This is a genomic window from Dyella sp., from assembly GCF_035503745.1.
Taxonomy (GTDB): domain Bacteria; phylum Pseudomonadota; class Gammaproteobacteria; order Xanthomonadales; family Rhodanobacteraceae; genus Dyella_B.
Map to the genome: position 1 here is coordinate 24,042 of NZ_DATJTC010000030.1, position 20,231 is coordinate 44,272.

A 20,231-nucleotide genomic window follows, 5' to 3' on the forward strand; every position below is an offset into this window, starting at 1 on the left:
GCCGGATCGGGCGAGGCGGCTTTGATCGCGCGCTGATACGCCCCAGGACGGCGGCGAGCAAACCGCACTGACCGCTGCAAGGAAATGGCACTCTCGGCGGGCTGCGCCCGGCGCAAGATCAGCCTTGCAAATAATTGAACAGGCTGTTGCCCTGAACCTTGGCGAAGGCTTCCTGCGACGCCTGCAGCGCGGTCGATTGCAGCGACAGGTTGCTGATGGCCGTGGCCGCGTCCACGTCCTGCACCGAGGTCAGTGCGGTCTGGTAGGTCGTGTTCAGATCCGAATAATCGGAGCTTTGCTGGGTCAGCGTATCGATGCGCGTACCGACCGACACGCTGGTGTTGGACACCGCGCTCATCGCCTGGCTGAGCGATTCAAGCTGGCGGTTCATGGTGTTGGTAAGCTGCGTGGAACTTTCGCCGCTCTGCAACGCATTGATCATGTTGTTGAGGGTAGTGAACACGCTCTGCGTGTTGGACGCGGTGTCGGCCTGCACGTTCACGGTGTCGCCCGAAGCGGGCGTGCCGCTCAGGCTGATCGATACGCCGTCGAAGCTGATGCTGCCGCCGGCGGTGTAGGTGCCGGTGATCGGGTTGCCGCTGCTGTCGGTGACGGGGTTGCCGTTGGCATCGGTCACGCTGTAGGTGCCGTTGGCGCCGAAGGTGATGGTGTCGTCCACCGGGCCCGAGGCGTTGGCCGCGTTCCACGCGCTTTGATCGGTAACGCTGTTGGCGCCGACCACCAGGGTGCCGGTGTTGCTGCTGTTGGCGCTGGCCACGAACGAGCCGTTGCCGGCGGGAATGTCCATGAAGAGGGAGCTGCCCGGGTCGCCGGTGGCAACCTGCAGGCCGCTGCCGATCGTGGTAAAGGTTTGCTGGTCGTTGCCGGCGTAAGTGACCGCGCCGGTGCTGCTGTCCTGGGTGAACGCGGTGGTCGCGGTGCTGGTGCCGGCGAACAGCGATTGCCCGTTCGCATTGGTGGTATTGGCCAGCTGCAGCAGCTGGTCACGGTATTGCGTGAGTTCCGTGGCCAGGTTGCTCAGGTCGCTTTGCGACATGGTGCCGTTGATCGAGGAAAGGCCCACGTCGTTGACGCTGTTGAGCAGGTTGGTGACGGAGCTGAGCGTGCTCGATTCGGTGGACAGCTGCGTATTGGCGTTGGTGATGTTGGTGCTGTACTGCGTGTTTTCGGCCATGATGTGGTTCAGCCCCACGATCTGCGCCGCGCCGGTCGGATTGTCGGAAGGCACGTTGATGGCGATGCCGGTGCTCACCTGGTTTTCCGTCTCGTTCAACTCGCTTTGCTGGGCGAGCATGGTGGACACCGATTGCTGGTACATCCAGCTGGTGGAGATGCGGATCATTAGGCGCCGTCCTGTATCGCGGTGATCAGGCTGTTGAAGATCTGCTGGGCGGTGGTAATGACCTGCGCCGAAGCCTGGTAAGCCTGCTGGAATTGCACGAGGTTGGCCGCTTCCTGGTTGAGGTTCACACCCGCGGCGCTTTGCTGGTTGCTGGCTGCCTCGTCGTACAGATTGGTCTGCGTGGTGAGATTGCTGCTGGCCTGGCTGCCGGCGTCGCCGACCTGCGTGGTGAGGTTGGTGTAGCTGCCGACCACCGACGTGGTGCCGCCGTCGAGCACGTCGGCATCGGACAGCGCGGCCAGCGCGTTGGCATTGGTGTTGTCGTTGAGGCCATTGGTGTTGGCCGCGACGGTGAAGGTGTCGCCGCTGGCGGGCGTGCCGCTGAGGCTCAAGCTCCAGCCGTCGGCGGTGATCGGCTGGCCGGAGGTGTAGGTGCCGGTGGTGGTGTTGCCGTTGCCGTCGGTGATGGTGTAACTGCCGCCGCTGCCGAAAGTGATGGTGGCGCCGGAGAGCAGGTTCGCGTTGGTCGTATCGGTCACGCTGACGCTGCCGACCGCGCCGCTGCCGGTGTTGCTGGTCGCCGCGGTGGCGGTAAGCGCCGCGGCGGCGGCAATGCCGTTGCCGCTGGTCAAGCTTACGCTGAGCGAGGTGGCCGCGTTGCGCGTGGGTTCGATTTCGTAGCTGTCGCCCGTCTGCGCGGTGCCGGACACGCTGAAGGTAAGCCCGTCGGCGGACAGCGTGCCGTTCGCGTTGGCGGTGAGCGCCACGCTCTGGCCGCTGGTGGTGCTGAGGCTCCAGCCGTTGGTGCCGGTGCCCGAGCCGGTGTAGGTGAGGATGTAGTCGGAGGAGGTCAGTTGCGAGGCGTCGCTGACCGAGGCGCTGATGGTTGCGCCGCCGCTGGAATTTTTGCTGGACGGCAGCACTGTCGGCGAATCGACGCTGAAGATCGCCTGGCCTTGGTTGCCGCTGAGGTCCAGCCCTTGCGCCTGCTGTCCGTTGACGCTGGAGGCCAGCCCGATCGCCGATTGGCCCAGCGCGTTCTGCGCCGGCTCCAGCACGGTGTCGCGGTAGTCGATCAAGGCGCCCAGCGTGCCGCCGGAAATCTGCGCGGTGACGTCGTTGCCGGAGCTGTCGAATACGTCGGTACTGGTGGGGTCGTACTGGTTGCCGCCGGAGGACAGCGCATACGACTGCGTGCCGCTGACCAGCGATTCGCCGGCCGAGGTGTACACGCTGACCGAGCCGTTGCTGTTGGTGGTGGCGGAAATCCCGGTAAGGCCGGCGAGTTGCTGCACTAGCTGATCGCGCTGGTCGAGCAGCGAGTTGGGGTTGCCGTTGGTGCCGGCCTGCAGGATCTGCCCGTTGAGCGCGGCGATCTGCGAGCTTAAGCTGTTGATGCTGGTCACCGTGTTGGCGATCTGCACGTTGACCTGGCTCGACTGTTCGCTGAGCTGCTGGCCCAGCGTGTTGTACACGCTGGCGAGCGAGGACGCATCGCCCAGCGCCGCGGTGCGCACCGAGCTGGAACTGGGCGAGGAAGCCACATTGCTGAAGCCGCTGTAGAAATTGTCCAGCGCCGTCTGCAAGTTGCCGCTGTCGCTGAACACGCTGTTGAGCGTGCTGGCCAGATCGTTGGTGGTGGTGGCGCCCTGCATGCTGCTGTTGCTGCTCCACAGCGCGGCAGTCAGGTACTGGCTATAGGCGCGTTGCACGGCGACCACATCGACGCCGCTGCCCACGGTGTAGACGCCGTTGCTTTGCGTGTAGCTTTCGGCCTGCTCGACGCTTTCCTCGCTGTAGCCGCTGGTGCCGGCATTGGCGATATTGTTGCTGACCGTGCTCAGGGCTACCTGGGCCGCATTGAGCCCGGAGATGCCGATGTTGAGCATGCTAGACATGGAGCAATCCTTAGTAACAGGGCCTTAGGTCGCGCGAACGTCAGGGGTCACGCATAAGTGTCGGCGGGGACGGGGTTTTCTTGAGCGCATCCAGCGCCTGGCGCATGACGGAGCTGTTGGCGATGGCCGCCACCTTGCCCGCGTAGTCCGGATCGGTGGCGTAGCCGCCCTCCACCAGTGCCTTGGCGTAGCCGAGCACGTCGTCGCCGCGTCCGCGCGCCTGCGCATAGCGCGGGTCGCTGACGATCAGGTCGGCGTAGTCGGCCAGCGAGTCGGCGGTGGATTTGTAGGAACGGAACTGCGCCTGCTTGCGCACCGGGATGCCGCCCTCGTATTCCAGCGTGGGCACGCTCACGCGCCCGCCGCCCCAGCTGCTGCCGGCCTTGATGCCGAACAGGTTGAAGCTGCTGCTGCCGTCCGCGTGGGTGGGCATGTGCTTGCCCCAGTGGGTTTCCAGCGCCGCCTGTGCCAGCACGGTGCGCAGCGACAGGCCCAGCTGCTTGGCCACGATGCTGGCCTGCGGCGCCAGTTCGCGTACGAAGGTCTCCGCATCGGCCGGCACCCAGGACATGATCGCGCGGCCGGTGGAGCGGGCCGCGTCGCCCAGGTCGTACAGGCGCTGCTTCCAGTTGTCCACCATGCCGGTGGTGCTGGGATCGACCGCGCCGCTATGGTCGGCGCCATGGGCGTTGTGGCCGCCAAGCTGGTGGATCAGCAGCTCGGCAATCCCAAGGCCCTTGCCATGCTGCGACAGGTTGAGCGAGAGCTGCTGGTCATACATGTCCTGCCACTGATCGCCGGCCTGGCTTTCGAACAGCGGGTCGCCGAAATTCGCCTCGCGCATCGACTTCAGCAGCATCTGCGTGAACATCGCCTCGAACTGCTTGGCGACGGCGGGCAGCGTGGCGTTCTGATCGGTTTCGGCCTGATGGCGCAAGGCGCTGAACCCGGACAGGTCGGTCCAGGTGCTCAGGCTTTGCGCGGCGGCGTTGCCGATATCGGCCATCTCATATCACCACGAGGTCTGCATGCAAAGCACCGGCTTGTTTCAGCGCTTCGAGAATGGAGATCAGATCGGTCGGTGTCGCACCCACCTGGTTCACCGCGCGCACGATCGAATCGAGGCTCGCGCCAGGACCGAACTTGAACATGTGCCCGCCGGACTGGTTGATCGACACGGAGCTGTTGGGCACCACCGTGGTCTGCCCGCCGTTACTAAAGGCATTGGGCTGGCTCACCTGCGGCTGTTCGCTGATGGTGACCTGGATCGAACCGTGCGCCACCGCGGCGGCGCTTACGCGCACATCCGAGCCGATCACCACCGTGCCGGTGCGCGAGTTGACGATGACGCGCGCGGGCGCGTCGCCCGGATTGACGTCCAGCGACTCGATCGCGCCGAGCCAGGCGACTTTTTCGCTGGCATCGGCCGGACCGCGCACCGCCACCGAACCGCCGTCGAGCGGACGGGCGGTGCCGGCGCCATAAAGATGATTGATCGCATCGGCGATGCGCCCCGCCGTGGTGAAATCGGCGCTGTTGAGATTGAGCACGATGTCGCCGGGCTTGTTGAACGAGTTGGGCACCGTGCGTTCCACCGAGGCGCCGTTGGGAACGCGGCCGCTGGCGGAAACATTGATCTGCACGCTGGAACCGCTCTTGCCCGATGCGCTGACGCCACCGACCACCACACTGCCCTGCGCCATCGCGTAGACGTTGCCGTCGGCGCCGCGCAGGGGTGTCATCAGCAATTCGCCGCCGCGCAGGCTTTTGGCGTTGCCGATCGAGGCAACGGTGATGTCGATGGTCTGGCCCGGCTTGGCGAAGGGCGGCAGTTCCGCGGTAATGGTCACCGCCGCTACGTCTTTGAGCTGCGGCTGGATGCCGGTGCTGGGAATGGACACGCCAAATTCCTTCAGCATGTTTTCCAGGCTTTGCGTGGTAAACGGCGCCTGCGTGGTCTGGTCGCCGGTGCCGTCCAGGCCCACCACCAGGCCGTAGCCGACCAATTGGTTGCTGCGCACGCCGGCCACCTGCACCAGGTCGCGCACTTTGTCGGCGTGTGCGTTGGGCGCGAACGCAAGCGAAGACACCAGCAACGCCGCGACCGTGCCCAGGGAAATGCGTTTGCGCCACGATGCGTTCATCAGTAGGGCATCCACTTGGAATTGAAGAACCGTGCCAGCCAGCCTTGCTGGTTGGCGCTGTTGAGCACGCCGCGCCCGGTGTAGGTGATGCGCGCATCGGCCACGCGGGTGGAATCGACCGAGTTGTCCTGCTCGATATCTTCCGGGCGCACGATGCCGGACAGGCGGATCAGCTCCTGGCCCTGGTTGATGGTCAGCCACTTTTCGCCGCGCACCATCAGGTTGCCGTTGGAAAGGCGCCGCGCCACGGTGACGGTGAATTCGCCCGTGAGCTGGTTGCTCTGCGTGCTGCTGCCGGCGCCGTCGAAACTGTTGGCCGAGTTGAGATTGCTGTCGGCGGTGTTGCCGCCACTCACGCTCAAGGTATGGCCCAGCAGTTCAGGCGCGCTGAGCGTGTTCTTGTCGGTCTTGGCGGTGGTGGTTTCAGACTTTTTGCTCGCCTGCATCGCCTCGACCAGGTTGATGGTGAGGATGTCGCCCGCGCGGTGCGCGCGCGGGTCGTTGAACAGCTCCATGTTCTGCATGTCGTGATAGATCGAGCCATCGGCCGGCGGCGGCGTGGTCTGCTGCACCGGCGCGGTGGCGGCCCATTCGGCCTCTTCCTGCTTGTTGCGCTCCTGCATGCTGCCGCAGCCGGCCAGCGCAGCCAGCGCCAGCGAAGCCAAAACGATACGCGCGTAAAAAGAAGAAGAAGACATGGCGATACGACTCAGGTGTGTTGGATGACAAACGACAGCATGTCGTCGACGGCGCTGATCGATTTGGAATTCATTTCGTACGTGCGCTGGGCCTGGATCATGTTGACCATTTCCTCAACCACGTTGGTGTTGGACGATTCCAGCGAACCCTGCGCGAGCGTGCCCATGCCATTGACGCCGGGCTGGCCGGTCTGCGCGGTGCCGCTGGATTCGGTTTCCAGGTAAAGGTTCTGGCCCATCGCTTCCAGGCCGGCGGGATTGACGAAGTTGGCCAGCTGGATCACGCCGATCTGGGTGGGGGCGGTGGAGCCGTTGCTGGTCGCGCTGACCGTGCCGTCGGTGCCGATGGTGACGCTGTTGACGTTGGCCGGCAGGGTGATCGAGGGCACCAGCGGATAACCGTCGGCGGTGACGATCTGGCCGGTGGAATCTTCGTGCAGCGAACCGTCGCGCGTATAGGCCACCGTACCGTCGGGCAGGCTTACCTGGATGAAACCGTTGCCTTGTATGGCCACGTCCAGCGAATTGCCGGTCTGCGTGACCGCACCCTGGGTGAACAGTTTTTCGCTGCCGACCACTTTCACGCCCGTGCCTAGCAACAAGCCCGACGGCGCCTCGGTCTGCTCGGTCGTCTGGCTGCCGGGCTGGCCTTCGTTCTGATACATCAAATCCTGGAACGAGGCGCGCGAGGCCTTGAAGCCGGTGGTGCTGGCGTTGGCCAGGTTGTTGGAGATGACATCCATCTCCGTCTGCTGCGCGTCCAGGCCGGTCTTGGCGATCCAAAGAGAGGAAAACATCGATTAGCTCCTATCGTTAGCTGGTCTGCAGCAGTTTGGTGCTGCTGTCGGCGTCGTCTTCGGCGGTCTTGATCGAACGCACTTGCATTTCGTATTGACGCGACAGCGAAATCATCTTCACCAGCTCCGACGATGGATTGACGTTGCTGGCTTCCAGTGCGCCGGATGTCACGGTTACGGTGTCGTCGGCATCGGCGGTGCTGCCATCGTTCATGTGCATCAAGCCGTCGGCGCCTTCGGACATCTGCGTCACGTCGGGATTGACCAGCTTGATCTGCCCCACCGCCGCGATGGTGTCGGGCCCCTGCCCCAGCGGCACGGTGGAAATGGTGCCGTCCTTGCCGATGCTGATCTGTGCGCTCTGCGGCACGGTGATCGGGCCGCCGGTGCCCATCACCGGATTGCCGCGGCTATCGGTGAGATTGCCTTGCGCATCCAGTTGCAGGTTGCCCGCGCGCGTGTACGCCTCGCTGCCGTCGGCGGCCTGCACGGCGATCCAGCCCGGGCCGTTCACCGCGATATCGAGCGAGCGGCCGGTGTGCTGGATCGAACCTTGTGTTTCGTCCTGTCCCACGCCCTGCGCCACGGCGTTGATGCGCGTTTGGGCACCAGGGCCGAGCACCGGCACGCTTTGGAACGAGGCCAGCTCGCTCTTGAAGCCGACCGTGGATGCGTTGGCCAGGTTGTGGCTCACCGCATCCTGCGCACGCATGATCTGCGTGGCGCCGGTCATCGCGATGTAGACGGAACGATCCATGGGTCAGGGCCTTATCTGGCTTAGCTGCGGTCAACCGCCTGGAACAGCGCCTGGTCCAGCGAACTGACCGTGCCGAGCATCTGCGAGTTGGCCTGGTAGTCCTGCTGCGCCTGGATCATGTCCACCAGCTGCGCGGTGGTGTCGGAGGTGTTGGAGGTTTCCAATTGGCCCTGCTCGATGTCGCCGTACTGGCCCACGCCGGCCGTGCCCATGGTCGCGATACCGGACGCCTGCGTCGCCACCCAGTTGTTGTTGCCGACCTGTTGCAGACCGTTGAGGTTGGGAAAGTTGGCCACGGCGATCTGGCCCAGCTGCACCGTGTCGTTGTTCGAATAGATGGCCGTGACGATGCCGTCGGTGCCGACCTCCACGTTTTCCAGCACGCCGGCCGCGTAGCCGTTCTGGTCGTAGTCGGGCGAATAGGCCGAGCCGTACTGCGTCATGTTCGACGCATTCATGGTGATGGTGGCGGGGAAGGTGGCGCCGTTGGACGGCTGCGTCGGCGTGAAGCTGAGGTTGCCGTTGGCCGGCGACACCAGTGTACCGGCGCTGTTGAAGGTCATCGTCGCCGTGCCGGCGCTGTTGCCGTCGATGTACAGGTTGGCGTCCCAGGTGTTGTTGCCGGTCTTGACGTAGTACACCGTGGCGTTGTGCGAACCGCCCTGGGAGTCGTACACGGTGAAGGTGGAGGCGTTGTTGTAGCTGTTCGCGTCGGTGGTGCTGAACGGCGTGTCGGTCGGCAGCGAATCGGATGCGTCGAGATTGGTCGTGGAAGTAATGGTGCTGGTGGCGGTGGCCGCCGCCTGCGAGGTGTTGAGCTGCAGATTGCTGAGCGTGCTGGTGTTGAAGCCGGTGCCCGAACCATTGGGCGGATACACCTGCAGATAGCCGCCGCTGGCATCCACCACGTAGCCCTGGCTGTTTTCGGTAAACGCGCCGTCGCGGGTGTACTGATTGCCGCTGCCGTTGTTGACCACGAAGAAACCGTTGCCGCTGATCGCCATGTCCAGGCTGCCGTTGGTGGTTTCCAGATCGCCCTGGGCGAACTGCTGCTCGGAGCCGGTCATCTCCACGCCGCTGCCCACGGCCGCGGAGCTGAGATTCAAGCCTGTGACCGCATACACTTCGGCGAACTGCGCGGTGGAGCCCTTGAAGCCCACGGTGCCGGCGTTGGCGATGTTGTTGGAGATGACGTTGAGCTGCGATTCGGCTGCGTTGATGCCGCTGAGTGCCTGATTGAGAGCCATGCTGTATTCCTCGGAATGAGATACCGGCGAGCGAAACGCCGAACGTTCGTCAATTGATCTGCGCTACCTGGCTCAGCGGCACCCCGCCGACGCCCGCCACCTGCAGGTAAGTACCCGTGCTGCTGCCGCCGTAGCCCACGCCGGTAACCGCACCGGAGGCGTAGGTGGTCAAAGCCGTGCTGCTGCCGCCGCTGTTGGCCGAGATGCTGTAGGTGCCGTTGGCCACCGCGTTGCCATTGCTGTCGGTGCCGTTCCAGCTGAACTGCGCCAGCCCCGCCGGCTGCGTGCCCAGGTCCATGGTGTCGATGGTGTTGCCGTTGCTGTCCTTGATCGTGACGACGACGTCGCCGGCGGTGGTGACGTTGACGCCGCCGTTGACCGCGCTGCCGCTGTAATCGAGCGTGGACGAGGGCACCAGCACTTGCTTGCCGACGAGGTTGGACGCGCTCAGCACCTGCGAGGTCTGCATGCCGCTGCTGAGGTTGCTGTTCAGCGTCTGCACGTTGGTGTCGATGTCCTGGTCGGTCGATAGCGTGGCGAACTGCGCCAGCTCCGCGGCCATCTGCGAGTTGTCCATCGGCTGGGTCGGATCCTGGTCCTGCAACTGCGTGGTAAGCAGCTGCAGGAAATCCGATTGCGTCATGGTCGAGCCGGTCGGCGTGCTGGTGACCGTGCTGCCGGTCAGGCTCAGGCCGGTAACGGAATTGCTGCTGGTGCTGCTGCCTACGGCGGACATGGTTGACTCCGAAAATTAACTGCCGAGATCGATGGTCTTGATCATCAGCTGCTTGGTGGTATTCATCACTTCGACGTTGTTCTGGTAGGAACGCGAAGCGGAAATCATGTTCACCAGCTCATCGATCGGATTGACGTTGCTGCCGTACACGTAGCCGTTCGCGTCGGCCATCGGATTGCCCGGCTCGTAATGCGACTCCACCGGCTGCTGGCTTTCGGTGACGCCGACCATGCGCACGCCATTGTTGACGGCGCCGTCGCTGGATGCGCCGGTGACGCCTACGCCATCGCCGTCCTGGGTCGGTGCAAACAGCAGTTCCTTCGCCTTGTAGGCAGAGTCGGCGCTGTTGCTGACGCTGTCGGCGTTGGCCAGGTTGCTGGCGACGGTGTTCAGCCGCAGCGATTCGGCGGCCATGCCGGAACCGGCCGTGTCGAAGATTTTCATCAGCGACATCAGCTTTGGCCTCCGCCGTTGATGGCCAGGCGCAGCGTCTGGATGGAGCTGTTGATGAAGCTCAGGCTCGCCTGGTAATGCACCATGTTGCTGGCGAACTGCGATTGCTCCACCTGCGTGTCGACGGTGTTGCCGTCCATCGACGGCTGCAGCGGCACGCGGTACTTCAGATCGTCGGTGGAGGTGGTACTGTCGCTGCCGATCTGCCCTTCGCTGGGCGTCGCCAGCTGCAGGTTGGTCGAATCGCCGCTGGCCTGTTGCAGGGCCGAACGGAAATCCACGTCGCGCGCCTTATAGTTAGGCGTGTCGGCATTGGCGATATTGGATGCGATCGTTTCCGAGCGTTGCTGCCACAGCCCGAGAGCCTGGCCGCTCAGCCCGAAGACGTTGTCTAGCACTGTACTGACGATGCCCATGATCGATTCCTCGCAGCGTTGACTGCTTGCGAAGGATCAGGAGCAAGTTGCATGCCACGCGCAAAAAACCGCATGGCGCGGCCATTTGGCGCATCACACAGCAGTGCGGCGCCAAGCGCGGCGACGGTATACCGGCGCGGCGAGGACGGAATCCCGACGGCATTTCGCCGCCAGGACGACCGTCAATTTGTTGACGGCAGCATCAGCTCGAGCACCGTCTTGGCCAATAAATCGGGCTGGAATTTGGCGATGAAGCGGTCCGCGCCCACCTCGCGCACCAGCGTTTCGTTGAAGACGCCGCTGAGCGAGCTGTGCAGCACCACCTTCAAGCCGCGCAAGGCGGGCGTGTCGCGGATCGCGCGGGTCAGCGCATAGCCATCCAGGCGCGGCATCTCAATGTCGGAGATCACCAGCTTGAGCATCTCCTCGCCGCTTTCGGCGAGCTGGTTGAGCATGTCCAGCGCCTCGCAGCCGTCCTGCGCCACCAGGCAATCGATGTTCATCTGCTTGAACAGGTTGACCAGGCGCAGGCGTGCCACGGTCGAGTCGTCCACCACCATGATGCGCCGCTGCGGCAGTTCGCGGTGCTCGGCTTCCTGTTGGATATGCGCGGAAAGCTCGGCCGGTGCGCCATCGATGCTGGCCAGCACATGCTCCACATCCACCACCGCCATCAGGCGGCCATCCACGCGCGACACCGCGCTGACGCGATTGCCGAAACCCAGCGTACTGGGAGGCGCTTCCAGCGATTGGCCGGTGCAATGGACGATGCGCTGGAAGTCGGTGACCAGAAAACCTTGCATCGAACGGCTGAATTCGGTCACCACCAAGTGTGCCGAATCGTCATCGACCAGCGGCCGGTAGCCCAGCGCGGCGGCCAGGTCGATGACCGGAATGGTCTTGCCGCGATAGTCGAAACTGCCGGCCAGCAGCTCGTGCATGCCCGGCAGGCGTTCCATCGGCGGTTTGCGTAACACTTCGCGCACCTTGAACACGTTGATGCCAAACAGCTGCGCATCGCCCAGCCGGAACAGCAGCATGGCCACGCGATTGTGACCGGCCAGCCGGGTGTGACTTTCCACGCTGTCCAGTAGGGCCCCGGCCGTCATGGTGTTCCTCTTAAAGGTTGCGCCTTGCGCCGCGCGCAGCGGCTCGTGCGCCTTTATCGGCGCCAGTGGCGGCGGACTTGAGGACTGACCCCCTCCCCCTCCAAGCGGGGGGAGGAACAACCGCTCCGCACATGGCACACGCCTTGCTTCCTCAAGTTCCAACGCTTCCCGACGATTTCAGGGAACCTACGAACGGAAATGCTTCGCTTATGAGTCTGATCCGCAGCCAGCATCTGGCCGCCCTGATACAAGCCAACCTCGCCGGCAACCAGGCCGAGGTGGCGCGATTGAGCCGCAAGCATCCCACCGCGGCCAGCCTGCTGGCGCCATTGCTGGCGCGCCTGGCGCCGCGTGCGCCGGCGGCGGTGGCGCTGCAGTCGCTGGAGCAGCAAAGCCTGGTGCTGAACCATGCGCAGACCCTGCATCGCGATCAGCTTTCACTGGAAACCTCGATCGGCGAGGCCCAGGGCAGCGTCAGCCAGTTGACGGACTACAGCGCCGGGATGTCGACGATGCTGCAGCAGGCCCAGGGCAGCATCGACCAGGCCGCCGATGCCGGCGGCCTGAGCACGGCCAGCGTCGGCGAACTGAACGGCCAGCTGCGCCTGCTGCGCAGCGCGCTCTCGGCGATGAACCAGAACCAGAGCCTGTTGACCGAACAGGTGGCGCAGATCCGCGCGCTGACCACCAGCGTGCAGGAAATCGCGCACCAGACCAACCTGGTGGCGCTCAACGCCGCGATCGAAGCGGCGCGCGCCGGCGATGCCGGCCGCGGCTTCGCCGTGGTGGCTGACGAAGTGAAACAGCTGGCCGAGAAAACCGCGCAGGCCACGGCGGAAATCGAATCGGTCACCAGTTCCATCGGCGAGTTCTCGCTGCAGATGAACGGCAACGTGCAATTGGGCCTGCAGCGGCTGGAGCGCGCGCAGGCGGGCATCGGCGAAACCGAGCGCTCGCTGCAGCAAGGCGGCCAATCGCTCAAGCACAGCGGCGAACGTTTGCGTGCGTTGCGCGAAGCGCAGGACGCCTCGCACGTGCGCGCCACCACCATGAAAGCCACGCTGGGCGCCTTGCAACGCCGCGCCTACGAGACACGCCGCTTCGGCGAAGCGCTCGGCCGCGCCGCCGCGCTGGCGCATCGCTCCAGCCTGGGCTGGCTGGAAGGTGAAAGCGGCAACGACACCGCCAGCCTCAGCCTCACCGTCCGCGAATCGGTGGTGGGCCTGCGCCAAAGCGTGGAGCTGGCCTTGCAGGAACCGACCTCGCTGGACCGCCGCTGGTTCGACACCGACGTGCTGGTGCGCAGCCTGGACCGGCTCACCGCGCGACACAGCCAGCACCCATCCAACCAGGGCTTGCGCGAATCGGCCGCGCGCCTGCAGGAACACGGCCAGGCTTTCCTTGAACTGGTCAACACCGGCCAGTTCGACCTGGCCAAGAAGTTGTGCGGCAAGTTCGAAGCCGAACGTGAAGCCATCAACCATCAACTCGCCGCGATCCTCACCGACGACCTGACATGACCGCGCTAATCGCCACCTTGCTGATGGTCGCCGCCGGCGCGAAAACCGCGCCGGGCGCCACGACCACGCCCGCGCAATTGCGCGCCGCCGCCCAGGCAGCGGTGCGCGCCCAATACGCGGACGCAGGCAGCCGGGTGGTGATCGTGCCGGCCGCGCTCAACCGGCGCCTGCGGCTGGCCGCGTGTGCGCATCCGCTGCAGACGCACCTGCCCGCGCGCCAGGGCACGCCCTCGCGCGTGGCGGTGGCGGTGAGCTGCAACGGCAGCCCGGGCTGGTCCATCGAAGTGCCCGTGCAGATGCAGGTGTTTCGCCAGGTGCTGGTAACCAGCCGCCCGCTGGCGCGCGGGGACATCGTCGGCCCGGCCGACGTGCACCGCGAAGAACGCGACGTGGCCCGGCTGGGCTACGGCTATGTGGAAAGCCTCGACCAGATCGCCGGCCATTCGCTGTCCCACCCGCTGATCGCCGGGGTGGTGCTGGAGCCGGGCGACCTGAACGGGCGCCAGACCGTGCACGCCGGCGAGCAGGTGTCGCTTATCGCCCAGCTCGACGGCATAGAAGTACGCACCTCCGGCATGGCGCTGGACGGCGGCGACACGGGTGCCCAACTGCGCGTGCGGAACGGAGATTCCGGCCGTATTATCAATGGGATAGTAGTCGGCGAGGGGGAAGTGCAGGCACTGCCCTAAGCTTTCCGCACGCGGACATGCTGGCCCCCGTCGGCAGGATTAAAGTTTCTCCGTACCGCGCCGATAACCCTAACAGAGCTCACTTCGAACAGAGAATCCCGAGCGCTATGAACACAACTATTTCATCCAACGGACTGCCGCAACTCCCGCTCCCGACCACGAGCACGGACAGCAGCGCCTCCAGCCAGACGGCCAGCACGTCGTCGTCGAACGCGGCCGCCTCGCCGCCCGACGACAGCGTGAAGCTGACCGACTCGGCACGCGCCCTGCAGCAGGCCAGCAGCACCGACAGCCCGGTCGATACCGCACGCGTGGAGCAGATCAAGAACTCGCTCGCGGCGGGCACCTACCAGGTCAACCCCAACGCCATCGCCGACCGCCTCGTCTCGATCGAAAACCAAATCGGCAACAAGTAAGCCATGAGTCCGAATCTGCAGGCTGAACTCGGTGCCGCGCTGCGCACCGTCCTGGACGAGATGAGCGCGACCATCGCGCAGCTCATCACCGTCCTGGACGAGGAACGCGAAGCGCTGATGTGCGCCGACGCCAAAGCGCTAAACCGCTCCGGCGAAGCCAAGCAGATGCTGATGCGCAGGCTCGAACAGCTCGATGCCGAACGCCTGCACCTTGGCAGCACTTCCCCCGAAGCCGCGCAGCAGATGGATGGCACGTGGCGCGAATTGTTGAAATCGCTCGCCGCCTGCCGCGACAAGAACCAGCGCAATGGCGCGCTCGTGGGCCAGCGATTGACACAAGTGCGGCGTGCGCTTTCGGTGCTCACCGGCACCGACTCGCAAACGGGCACTTACAGTCAAAGTGGAGCAGTCCAGGGCACGCATCGTTCCGTACCGCTTGCCCAGGCCTGAAAAGCAGTCCCCTGGTGCGTCGGGCGCGGTGCCCGGCGCATGGAAGTTGCTTCACCCTCGCACGGTATCGACGCATGACGACCAGCACAGCCACAGCGCCCGCCCCGCAGCACGAAGTTTCCACCACGCTTAGCGACATGCTGCTGCCGGTGGTGCGCAGCCCGATGCTGGATACCGAAGAAGAGCTGTTCGCCTACGAACTGGTGTTCTATCGACAGGGCGCCGGCACCGATGCCGACACCACGCTGCAGGGCGGCATCGTGTCGGGTATCACCGATGGCGCGATCACGCGGCTGGTGCGCGGCAACCGCGCCTTCATGCGCGTATCGCGCTCGCTGCTGCTGGAACAGACCGACATTCTCTCGCACACGCCACGCCTGGGCGTGATCGTGGATCCCTTCCAGGTGCGCGACGTGGCGCTGGTGCAGCGCCTGCAGCAACTGGCGCTGCGCAACTGCGCACTGATGCTGGACCTGGGCGCCTGCGATCCGTCCGCCTGCGAACCTTACGGACCGCTCGAACCGCTGCTGCGCCTGGTGCGCTACGTGCGCCTGGATGCCAAGGCGCTGGACGCCGACAGCCTGGCCGAGCGCTGCAAGCAATTGTACGAACGCGGCCTGGGCGTCATCGCCGGCAACGTCGACGATCACCTCACTTATGCGCGCTGCAAGAACCTGCCGTTCCAGGCCATCCAGGGCCGCTACCTGCTGGTGCCGCAGCAGATCGAAGTACCCGTGCTCACCCCCAGCCGACTGAGCCTGTTGCGCCTGATGGGTGCATTGCAGGAAAGCAACGCCGGCCCGGTGGAGCTGGGCGAGATCATCCGCGACGACGCGGTGCTCAGCTACAAATTGCTCGGCTGCGTGAACTCCGCGTATTTCGCCCTGCCGCGCCAGCTCAAGTCGATCCAGCAGGCGGCGATCTTCTTCGGCCTGGCGCGCATGCGCAACTGGATCAATACCATGGCGCTGAGCAGCATGGACGACCGTCCGCCGGAATTGCTGCGCACCGCGCTGATCCGCGCGCACATGTGCGAAAAACTCGCGCAAGGCATGCCGACCGAACAGCAGGACATGGCCTTCATGGCCGGCTTGCTCTCGCTGCTGGACACGCTGTTGTGCGCGCCGATGGAATTTGTGCTGAGCCACCTGCCGCTGGCGCCGGAGATTCGCGAGGCGCTGGTGGAAGACCGCGGTCCCTTCGCGCCGCTGCTTGCGCAGATTTATGTGTGGGAGGCGGGCGACCTCAAGCATAGCCAGATGCAGCCGCAGGACATCCGGCGCATGGCCGGGGCGTATTTCGAGGCTACGCAGTGGGCCGATCAGGTTTATTCGTTTGCCGAGCAGCGGACGCAGTAACGGGCGGTTTTCGCTGGCGGCGGCTTTGCCGCTTAACGTGACGGTTCCTCGCCTCGCCCCCGAAAGGCCGCGATCTATCGGTTGTCCCCGCGCGCCCTGAGGGTGCGTGGTAGCGAGTGCGCCGCACAGGGGCGGCACGCCCCTCCATTGAATTGCCGCCCCACCAAAACCATATTCAGCTTCCCGCCCGAAACGGCTACGACCCCAGAGGAAGCGCCCCGTGTCCACCCAAACCCAAACCGCGATCCTGGCCGGCGGCTGCTTCTGGGGCATGCAGGACCTGCTGCGCCGCTACCCCGGCGTGCTGTCCACGCGCGTGGGCTATTCCGGCGGCGACGTACCCAACGCCACCTACCGCAACCACGGCACGCATGCCGAGGCGATCGAGATCGTGTTCGATCCCAGCCGCATCAGCTATCGGCAGATCCTGGAGTTTTTCTTCCAGATCCACGACCCGACCACCAAGAACCGCCAGGGCAATGACATGGGCATGAGCTACCGCTCGGCCATCTTTTATCTGGACGACCAGCAGAAAGACATTGCCCAAGACACCGTCGCCGATGCCGACGCCTCCGGCCTCTGGCCCGGCAAGATCGTCACCGAGATCGCCCCCGCCGGCCCGTTCTGGGAGGCCGAACCGGAGCATCAGGATTACCTGGAACGCTACCCCGACGGCTACACCTGCCACTTCATCCGCCCGGATTGGAAGTTGCCCAGGCGCGCGGGATAAAGCCTGCGAGGCGAACGGCCGCCGATTGGACCCGGGCGACCGGCGCCTACCGCTTTGCCCGGTAGCGCGCTTGTACGCCGGCCATGTACTCGTAGTACGGTTCTGCGCATCCATCCTGGTCGCTGGTGTTTATGACGTACGAACAGCCCATTGTTCAGTCGGCCGCGGTGATCGCCATGCACATGATCGACATCGCCGATGCGATCGACCTTCCCGGCGCGCAAGCGCTGTGGGAAAAGCAAAAGCGCCCGGCCGGCGTGCGCAGCAAACTCAGCAGCACGCCGCCAAAGGCGGTGACGTTCGGGGTGCCGCCCTTGCTGCTGACGCTCGATCCGCTGGATCTGACGCTGCTGGGAAGCGCGTACCGCGCCCAGGTCACGGTACGTTTGTACGATTTCGGCGCCGCGGCGTTTTCGATCCAGGTGCCGGTGGCGTCGTGCGATTGGGCGGCATTTTCCCAATTGGTCAATGCGGTCGATGCCCTGCTCGGACCCGGCGCCGACAGTCCCGTATGGATGCAGTTGCTGGAGCCCGTACGCGCCGTGCTGCTGTCAAGCTTGACCAGGCCCAGCCCGGCCTCGCTGCACGAGGATTACCTGCTGGGCATCGTGCATGCCTTCGATAGGGCGATACCGGCCGGCAGCATGCACGAGCGCATCGACCTGGTGCCGCTGCTTTCCGGCGAACAGCGTGCGCTATCGGAACAGGCGCGCAAGGATCTATTGCAGCAGCGCTTTTCCTACTACGTGGACGACCTGGTCGTGCTGACCTGGGACCGCGCTTTCATGTACGAGCCGCGCCGCGATTCGGATGTGACGGACATTCTGGAAGTGGCCAATGCGCAGCTGCTGGAAATGCGCTTCTACGACGAACTGCTCGACGCTGAACTGCCGCGCATGTACGACATGGTCGAAGCGGCGCACCATGCCGGCAACCCGCTGGCCTCGCGCCGCTTCGCCGACCTGGCACGCAAGCTCTATACGCTGGTGGCCGAAGTCACCGAAGTCACCGAGAAAGTCGACAACGCGCTGCAAGTGACCGAGGACGTTTATCTGGCGCGTGTCTATGCCTCGGCGCTGGATCTGTTTCGCGTGCGGCACGTCAGCGAAGCGGTGGACCGGAAGCTGGCCATCATCCGCGATACGTACGATGCGCTTTACGAGGAAGCGTCCGGCAAGCGCGCGGAGTTGCTGGAAATCGCCATTATCGCGTTGATCGTGGTGGAGATCGTGATTGCCGTGCTGCGCATCTAGGGCAAACACGCCCCAGCTTTTCCTTCTCCCCTTGGAATGCGCTTCGCAAGCGGCATGATGTCGAGAAGGCGCGCGGGAAGCGGCATGGGCGAAGTTGCGGCGCGCTACGTCCCTGGCGCCTTGTCGTCATCGCTCATATCCATATGCATGGTCATCCCCGCCCACACATCGGCGGGATTCTTGGCGTTGGGATAAACGTGCGTCATCCAGCCGAACACCACCGGCAACCACAAGCCATGCGCGTCCTCGCACGCCTGTTCGGTATGGATGCTGCCTTGCGGGCCGAATGCCGCATGCGGCCCGTACTGCTGGCCGAGCGGCAGATTCTTCGGAGCGCCGCAGAAATCCACATGGCGGTGCCAGGTGGCGATGCTGAGCGGGACGATGGCATTCAACTGCTCGGCAGTGGCGTTTTGCGCGGCGCTATACATCACGCCGACTGCCTGCATGCCTTGCGGCGTGCGCCGGTAGAGGATGGAACCGGGGTGATCGTAATCAATGTGCTGCCGCCCGAGCCGGGTGTAGCGATAGCTGGTGTAATGCACCTCCTCACCCATCTTGCCGCTGGGAAAGAAAGGCTTGTAACCGTCGGCGAGCGCGGTATTGACGTCCGCGTAGTGCGCCAGCACACGCTTGGCGGCGGCGGCGATGGCGGTGGCGCGTTGTTCGTCGCCCGGTTGCGCGGGTGCCTTCAGCGACATCTGCATATGCTTGCCCATCTTCATCGATGGCACCGGTGTCTGGTCGGTCTTGCTGCTGTAGTCGTGCAACGCCTGTTCCCACAAGGGGAATGACTGCGCCATCGCGGCAGTGGCCCCGCCCAACGCCAACGCGCCGATGAACATGGATAGACGTTTTTGCATATGCGCTCCCGCTGCGATCTCATCGCGCCGATGACGTTATGCCTGCACCGGAATCCGGATGCTTGCGATAAAGCCGCGCGGCGTACCGTTGCGCCAATTGAGCTCGCCGCGATGAATCTCCGCCGCGCGCGCGACAATGCTCAAGCCCAGTCCCGTGCCGCTGCCGCTGCGCGCCTGGTCGCCGCGGTGAAACGGCCGCCCCAGCCATTCCAGTTGTTCGTGCGAAACGCCCGGGCCCTGATCGATCACGCTGACCGTCCAGGAGGTGGCATCGGTTTGCAGCCGTACTTCGAACGGCGCCGCACCGTAGCGCTCGGCGTTGTCCATCAGGTTGCCGATTGCGCGGCGCAGCAGGCTCGGCTTGATCCTGGCCGAAAACAGCGCCGGGCCGTGCCATTGCCAGTCGTCCGAATGTGCACGCAAGGCCAGCAACTGGCCAATCAGGGTGACGATGTCGATGTCGCGGCTGGGCTCGTCGCGGCCATCGCGCACAAACGCAAGGCACTGCTCCAGCGCGCTATCGAGTTCTTCCAGATCCGTCACCATCGCCTGGCGGCGCTGCGCGTCGCTGGCGTCGCCCAGCTCCAGCGCCAGCCGCAGGCGTGCCAGCGGCGTGCGCAGATCGTGCGAGATGCCGGCGAGCATCAGCTCGCGTTCGCGCGCGGCGTGGCGCAGGCGCTCGCCGGCCTGCCCGATCGCCAGCGCGAGTTGCTGCACTTCGCGCGGACTGCCGGTGAGCTGTGTCTGCAACACCGGCTCGCCGGCCAGCAATCCGCGCGCGTGGGTGGCCAGGCGTTCCAGCGGCTGCGTGAGCATGCGCGCGGCGAACGAGGCGATCACCAGCGCGATCACGCCGGCCAGAATCATCACCAGCATGCTCGATACGATCACCTGGCGCCGATAGCTCAACGCATGCAACACAATCCAGCGTTTCCGATCGTGCGCACTGCGGATCCAGATCTGCGGCGCGGGCGTCTGGGTGACGACCACGCGCGAGGGATCGCCCAGGATCGCCCCCACTTCGCGGCCAACGTCGGTCACCATCGGCGACAGGCGGACCGTCGCCGGAGGCGGCGGCGTGTCGGAAAAGTGCAGCCCCACTTCGTCCATGCGGCCGATGGTCTGTGCCGAATCCACATCCTTGTGCATCGCAAGCTCGTCCGCCGCCAGCGCCGCCACCACGACCAGGTGACCGTAAGTTTCGCTGCCGGCGCGCAGGGTGATGCGCGTGGACAGCATCGACGCCAGCGTCAGCGCAAGCAACAGGGCCAGCACCAGCAGGCCCAGGATCAGCGAGAAGGTGGACGGGCTGCGCTTCATGCGTTCGTCCCCTG

At 64.9% G+C, this 20,231-nt stretch carries 21 protein-coding genes; 7 read left to right on the forward strand and 14 right to left on the reverse strand.

What is annotated here, in order from left to right; translation table 11 throughout:
• Positions 1–118 precede the first annotated feature (118 nt).
• The 12 genes from flgL to VME63_RS12055 all read right to left on the reverse strand — a co-directional run bounded on the left by flgL (position 119) and on the right by VME63_RS12055 (position 11,618).
• On the reverse strand, positions 119–1,363 hold the full coding sequence (gene flgL, locus VME63_RS12000) for a flagellar hook-associated protein FlgL (RefSeq protein WP_325433586.1): 1,245 nt from the start codon (positions 1,361–1,363) through the stop codon (positions 119–121).
• Entirely contained in the window at positions 1,363–3,261 is a 1,899-nt protein-coding gene (gene flgK, locus VME63_RS12005; RefSeq protein WP_325433587.1) for a flagellar hook-associated protein FlgK, read from the reverse strand. Before flgK ends, flgL begins: the two co-directional genes overlap by 1 nt.
• Positions 3,262–3,301: 40 nt before the next feature.
• The gene (gene flgJ / locus VME63_RS12010; RefSeq protein ID WP_325433588.1) at positions 3,302–4,267 is read right to left on the reverse strand and encodes a flagellar assembly peptidoglycan hydrolase FlgJ; all 966 of its coding nucleotides are present in this window, start codon (positions 4,265–4,267) and stop codon (positions 3,302–3,304) included.
• 1 nt (position 4,268) lies between these two features.
• Positions 4,269–5,405, reverse strand: coding sequence for a flagellar basal body P-ring protein FlgI (locus VME63_RS12015; RefSeq protein WP_325433589.1), 1,137 nt, complete (start codon positions 5,403–5,405; stop codon positions 4,269–4,271).
• Positions 5,405–6,103, reverse strand: coding sequence for a flagellar basal body L-ring protein FlgH (gene flgH, locus VME63_RS12020; RefSeq protein ID WP_325433590.1), 699 nt, complete (start codon positions 6,101–6,103; stop codon positions 5,405–5,407). Before flgH ends, VME63_RS12015 begins: the two co-directional genes overlap by 1 nt.
• A gap of 11 nt (positions 6,104–6,114) precedes the next feature.
• Positions 6,115–6,900 (reverse strand): flagellar basal-body rod protein FlgG, encoded by a 786-nt coding sequence (flgG, locus tag VME63_RS12025; RefSeq protein ID WP_325433591.1) that lies wholly within the window; start codon positions 6,898–6,900, stop codon positions 6,115–6,117.
• A 16-nt stretch (positions 6,901–6,916) separates the two neighbouring features.
• Entirely contained in the window at positions 6,917–7,657 is a 741-nt protein-coding gene (gene flgF, locus VME63_RS12030) for a flagellar basal-body rod protein FlgF (RefSeq protein ID WP_325433592.1), read from the reverse strand.
• Positions 7,658–7,677: 20 nt separating this feature from the next.
• Entirely contained in the window at positions 7,678–8,904 is a 1,227-nt protein-coding gene (locus tag VME63_RS12035; protein WP_325433593.1) for a flagellar hook protein FlgE, read from the reverse strand.
• Positions 8,905–8,953: 49 nt separating this feature from the next.
• Entirely contained in the window at positions 8,954–9,640 is a 687-nt protein-coding gene (locus tag VME63_RS12040; protein WP_325433594.1) for a flagellar hook assembly protein FlgD, read from the reverse strand.
• A 15-nt stretch (positions 9,641–9,655) separates the two neighbouring features.
• Complete coding sequence (flgC, locus tag VME63_RS12045) at positions 9,656–10,093, reverse strand: flagellar basal body rod protein FlgC (RefSeq protein ID WP_325433595.1); 438 nt, start codon at positions 10,091–10,093, stop codon at positions 9,656–9,658.
• Positions 10,093–10,509 carry a flagellar basal body rod protein FlgB gene (gene flgB / locus VME63_RS12050; RefSeq protein WP_325433596.1) on the reverse strand — a complete coding sequence of 139 codons (417 nt, stop codon included), beginning with the start codon at positions 10,507–10,509 and terminating at the stop codon, positions 10,093–10,095. The genes flgC and flgB overlap by 1 nt, the downstream gene beginning before the upstream one ends.
• A 182-nt stretch (positions 10,510–10,691) precedes the next feature.
• A complete protein-coding gene (locus VME63_RS12055) occupies positions 10,692–11,618 on the reverse strand; it encodes a chemotaxis protein (RefSeq protein ID WP_325433597.1) in 927 nt (308 codons plus the stop codon).
• A 209-nt stretch (positions 11,619–11,827) separates the two neighbouring features.
• On the opposite strand from VME63_RS12055, the gene VME63_RS12060 reads away from it, so the two are divergent.
• From VME63_RS12060 to VME63_RS12090, 7 genes are all read left to right on the forward strand, one after another.
• Positions 11,828–13,138 (forward strand): methyl-accepting chemotaxis protein, encoded by a 1,311-nt coding sequence (locus VME63_RS12060; RefSeq protein WP_325433598.1) that lies wholly within the window; start codon positions 11,828–11,830, stop codon positions 13,136–13,138.
• A complete protein-coding gene (flgA, locus tag VME63_RS12065) occupies positions 13,135–13,827 on the forward strand; it encodes a flagellar basal body P-ring formation chaperone FlgA (protein WP_325433599.1) in 693 nt (230 codons plus the stop codon). The genes VME63_RS12060 and flgA overlap by 4 nt, the downstream gene beginning before the upstream one ends.
• Positions 13,828–13,934: 107 nt before the next feature.
• Positions 13,935–14,243 (forward strand): flagellar biosynthesis anti-sigma factor FlgM, encoded by a 309-nt coding sequence (flgM, locus tag VME63_RS12070; RefSeq protein WP_325433600.1) that lies wholly within the window; start codon positions 13,935–13,937, stop codon positions 14,241–14,243.
• Positions 14,244–14,246: 3 nt separating this feature from the next.
• Complete coding sequence (locus VME63_RS12075; RefSeq protein WP_325433601.1) at positions 14,247–14,693, forward strand: flagellar protein FlgN; 447 nt, start codon at positions 14,247–14,249, stop codon at positions 14,691–14,693.
• 74 nt (positions 14,694–14,767) lie between these two features.
• A complete protein-coding gene (locus VME63_RS12080) occupies positions 14,768–16,051 on the forward strand; it encodes an EAL and HDOD domain-containing protein (protein WP_325433602.1) in 1,284 nt (427 codons plus the stop codon).
• A 220-nt stretch (positions 16,052–16,271) separates the two neighbouring features.
• Positions 16,272–16,781, forward strand: a complete 510-nt coding sequence (gene msrA / locus VME63_RS12085) for a peptide-methionine (S)-S-oxide reductase MsrA (protein ID WP_345786036.1) — start codon at positions 16,272–16,274, stop codon at positions 16,779–16,781.
• A 131-nt stretch (positions 16,782–16,912) separates the two neighbouring features.
• On the forward strand, positions 16,913–18,034 hold the full coding sequence (locus tag VME63_RS12090) for a hypothetical protein (protein ID WP_325433603.1): 1,122 nt from the start codon (positions 16,913–16,915) through the stop codon (positions 18,032–18,034).
• 104 nt (positions 18,035–18,138) lie between these two features.
• On the opposite strand, the gene VME63_RS12095 is transcribed toward VME63_RS12090, so the two are convergent.
• Positions 18,139–18,897 carry a hypothetical protein gene (locus tag VME63_RS12095; RefSeq protein WP_325433604.1) on the reverse strand — a complete coding sequence of 253 codons (759 nt, stop codon included), beginning with the start codon at positions 18,895–18,897 and terminating at the stop codon, positions 18,139–18,141.
• A gap of 36 nt (positions 18,898–18,933) precedes the next feature.
• Positions 18,934–20,231: ATP-binding protein (locus VME63_RS12100; protein WP_325433605.1), on the reverse strand; the 1,298-nt coding region annotated here is incomplete at its 5' end.

Bases quoted from the DNA above. Each gene is read 5' to 3' on its own strand.
- flgL (WP_325433586.1), bottom strand. From the start codon at position 1,363: ATGATCCGCATCTCCACCAGCTGGATGTACCAGCAATCGGTGTCCACC.
- flgK (WP_325433587.1), bottom strand. From the start codon at position 3,261: ATGTCTAGCATGCTCAACATCGGCATCTCCGGGCTCAATGCGGCCCAG.
- flgJ (WP_325433588.1), bottom strand. From the start codon at position 4,267: ATGGCCGATATCGGCAACGCCGCCGCGCAAAGCCTGAGCACCTGGACC.
- VME63_RS12015 (WP_325433589.1), bottom strand. From the start codon at position 5,405: ATGAACGCATCGTGGCGCAAACGCATTTCCCTGGGCACGGTCGCGGCG.
- flgH (WP_325433590.1), bottom strand. From the start codon at position 6,103: ATGTCTTCTTCTTCTTTTTACGCGCGTATCGTTTTGGCTTCGCTGGCG.
- flgG (WP_325433591.1), bottom strand. From the start codon at position 6,900: ATGTTTTCCTCTCTTTGGATCGCCAAGACCGGCCTGGACGCGCAGCAG.
- flgF (WP_325433592.1), bottom strand. From the start codon at position 7,657: ATGGATCGTTCCGTCTACATCGCGATGACCGGCGCCACGCAGATCATG.
- VME63_RS12035 (WP_325433593.1), bottom strand. From the start codon at position 8,904: ATGGCTCTCAATCAGGCACTCAGCGGCATCAACGCAGCCGAATCGCAG.
- VME63_RS12040 (WP_325433594.1), bottom strand. From the start codon at position 9,640: ATGTCCGCCGTAGGCAGCAGCACCAGCAGCAATTCCGTTACCGGCCTG.
- flgC (WP_325433595.1), bottom strand. From the start codon at position 10,093: ATGTCGCTGATGAAAATCTTCGACACGGCCGGTTCCGGCATGGCCGCC.
- flgB (WP_325433596.1), bottom strand. From the start codon at position 10,509: ATGGGCATCGTCAGTACAGTGCTAGACAACGTCTTCGGGCTGAGCGGC.
- VME63_RS12055 (WP_325433597.1), bottom strand. From the start codon at position 11,618: ATGACGGCCGGGGCCCTACTGGACAGCGTGGAAAGTCACACCCGGCTG.
- VME63_RS12060 (WP_325433598.1), top strand. From the start codon at position 11,828: ATGAGTCTGATCCGCAGCCAGCATCTGGCCGCCCTGATACAAGCCAAC.
- flgA (WP_325433599.1), top strand. From the start codon at position 13,135: ATGACCGCGCTAATCGCCACCTTGCTGATGGTCGCCGCCGGCGCGAAA.
- flgM (WP_325433600.1), top strand. From the start codon at position 13,935: ATGAACACAACTATTTCATCCAACGGACTGCCGCAACTCCCGCTCCCG.
- VME63_RS12075 (WP_325433601.1), top strand. From the start codon at position 14,247: ATGAGTCCGAATCTGCAGGCTGAACTCGGTGCCGCGCTGCGCACCGTC.
- VME63_RS12080 (WP_325433602.1), top strand. From the start codon at position 14,768: ATGACGACCAGCACAGCCACAGCGCCCGCCCCGCAGCACGAAGTTTCC.
- VME63_RS12090 (WP_325433603.1), top strand. From the start codon at position 16,913: ATGACGTACGAACAGCCCATTGTTCAGTCGGCCGCGGTGATCGCCATG.
- VME63_RS12095 (WP_325433604.1), bottom strand. From the start codon at position 18,897: ATGCAAAAACGTCTATCCATGTTCATCGGCGCGTTGGCGTTGGGCGGG.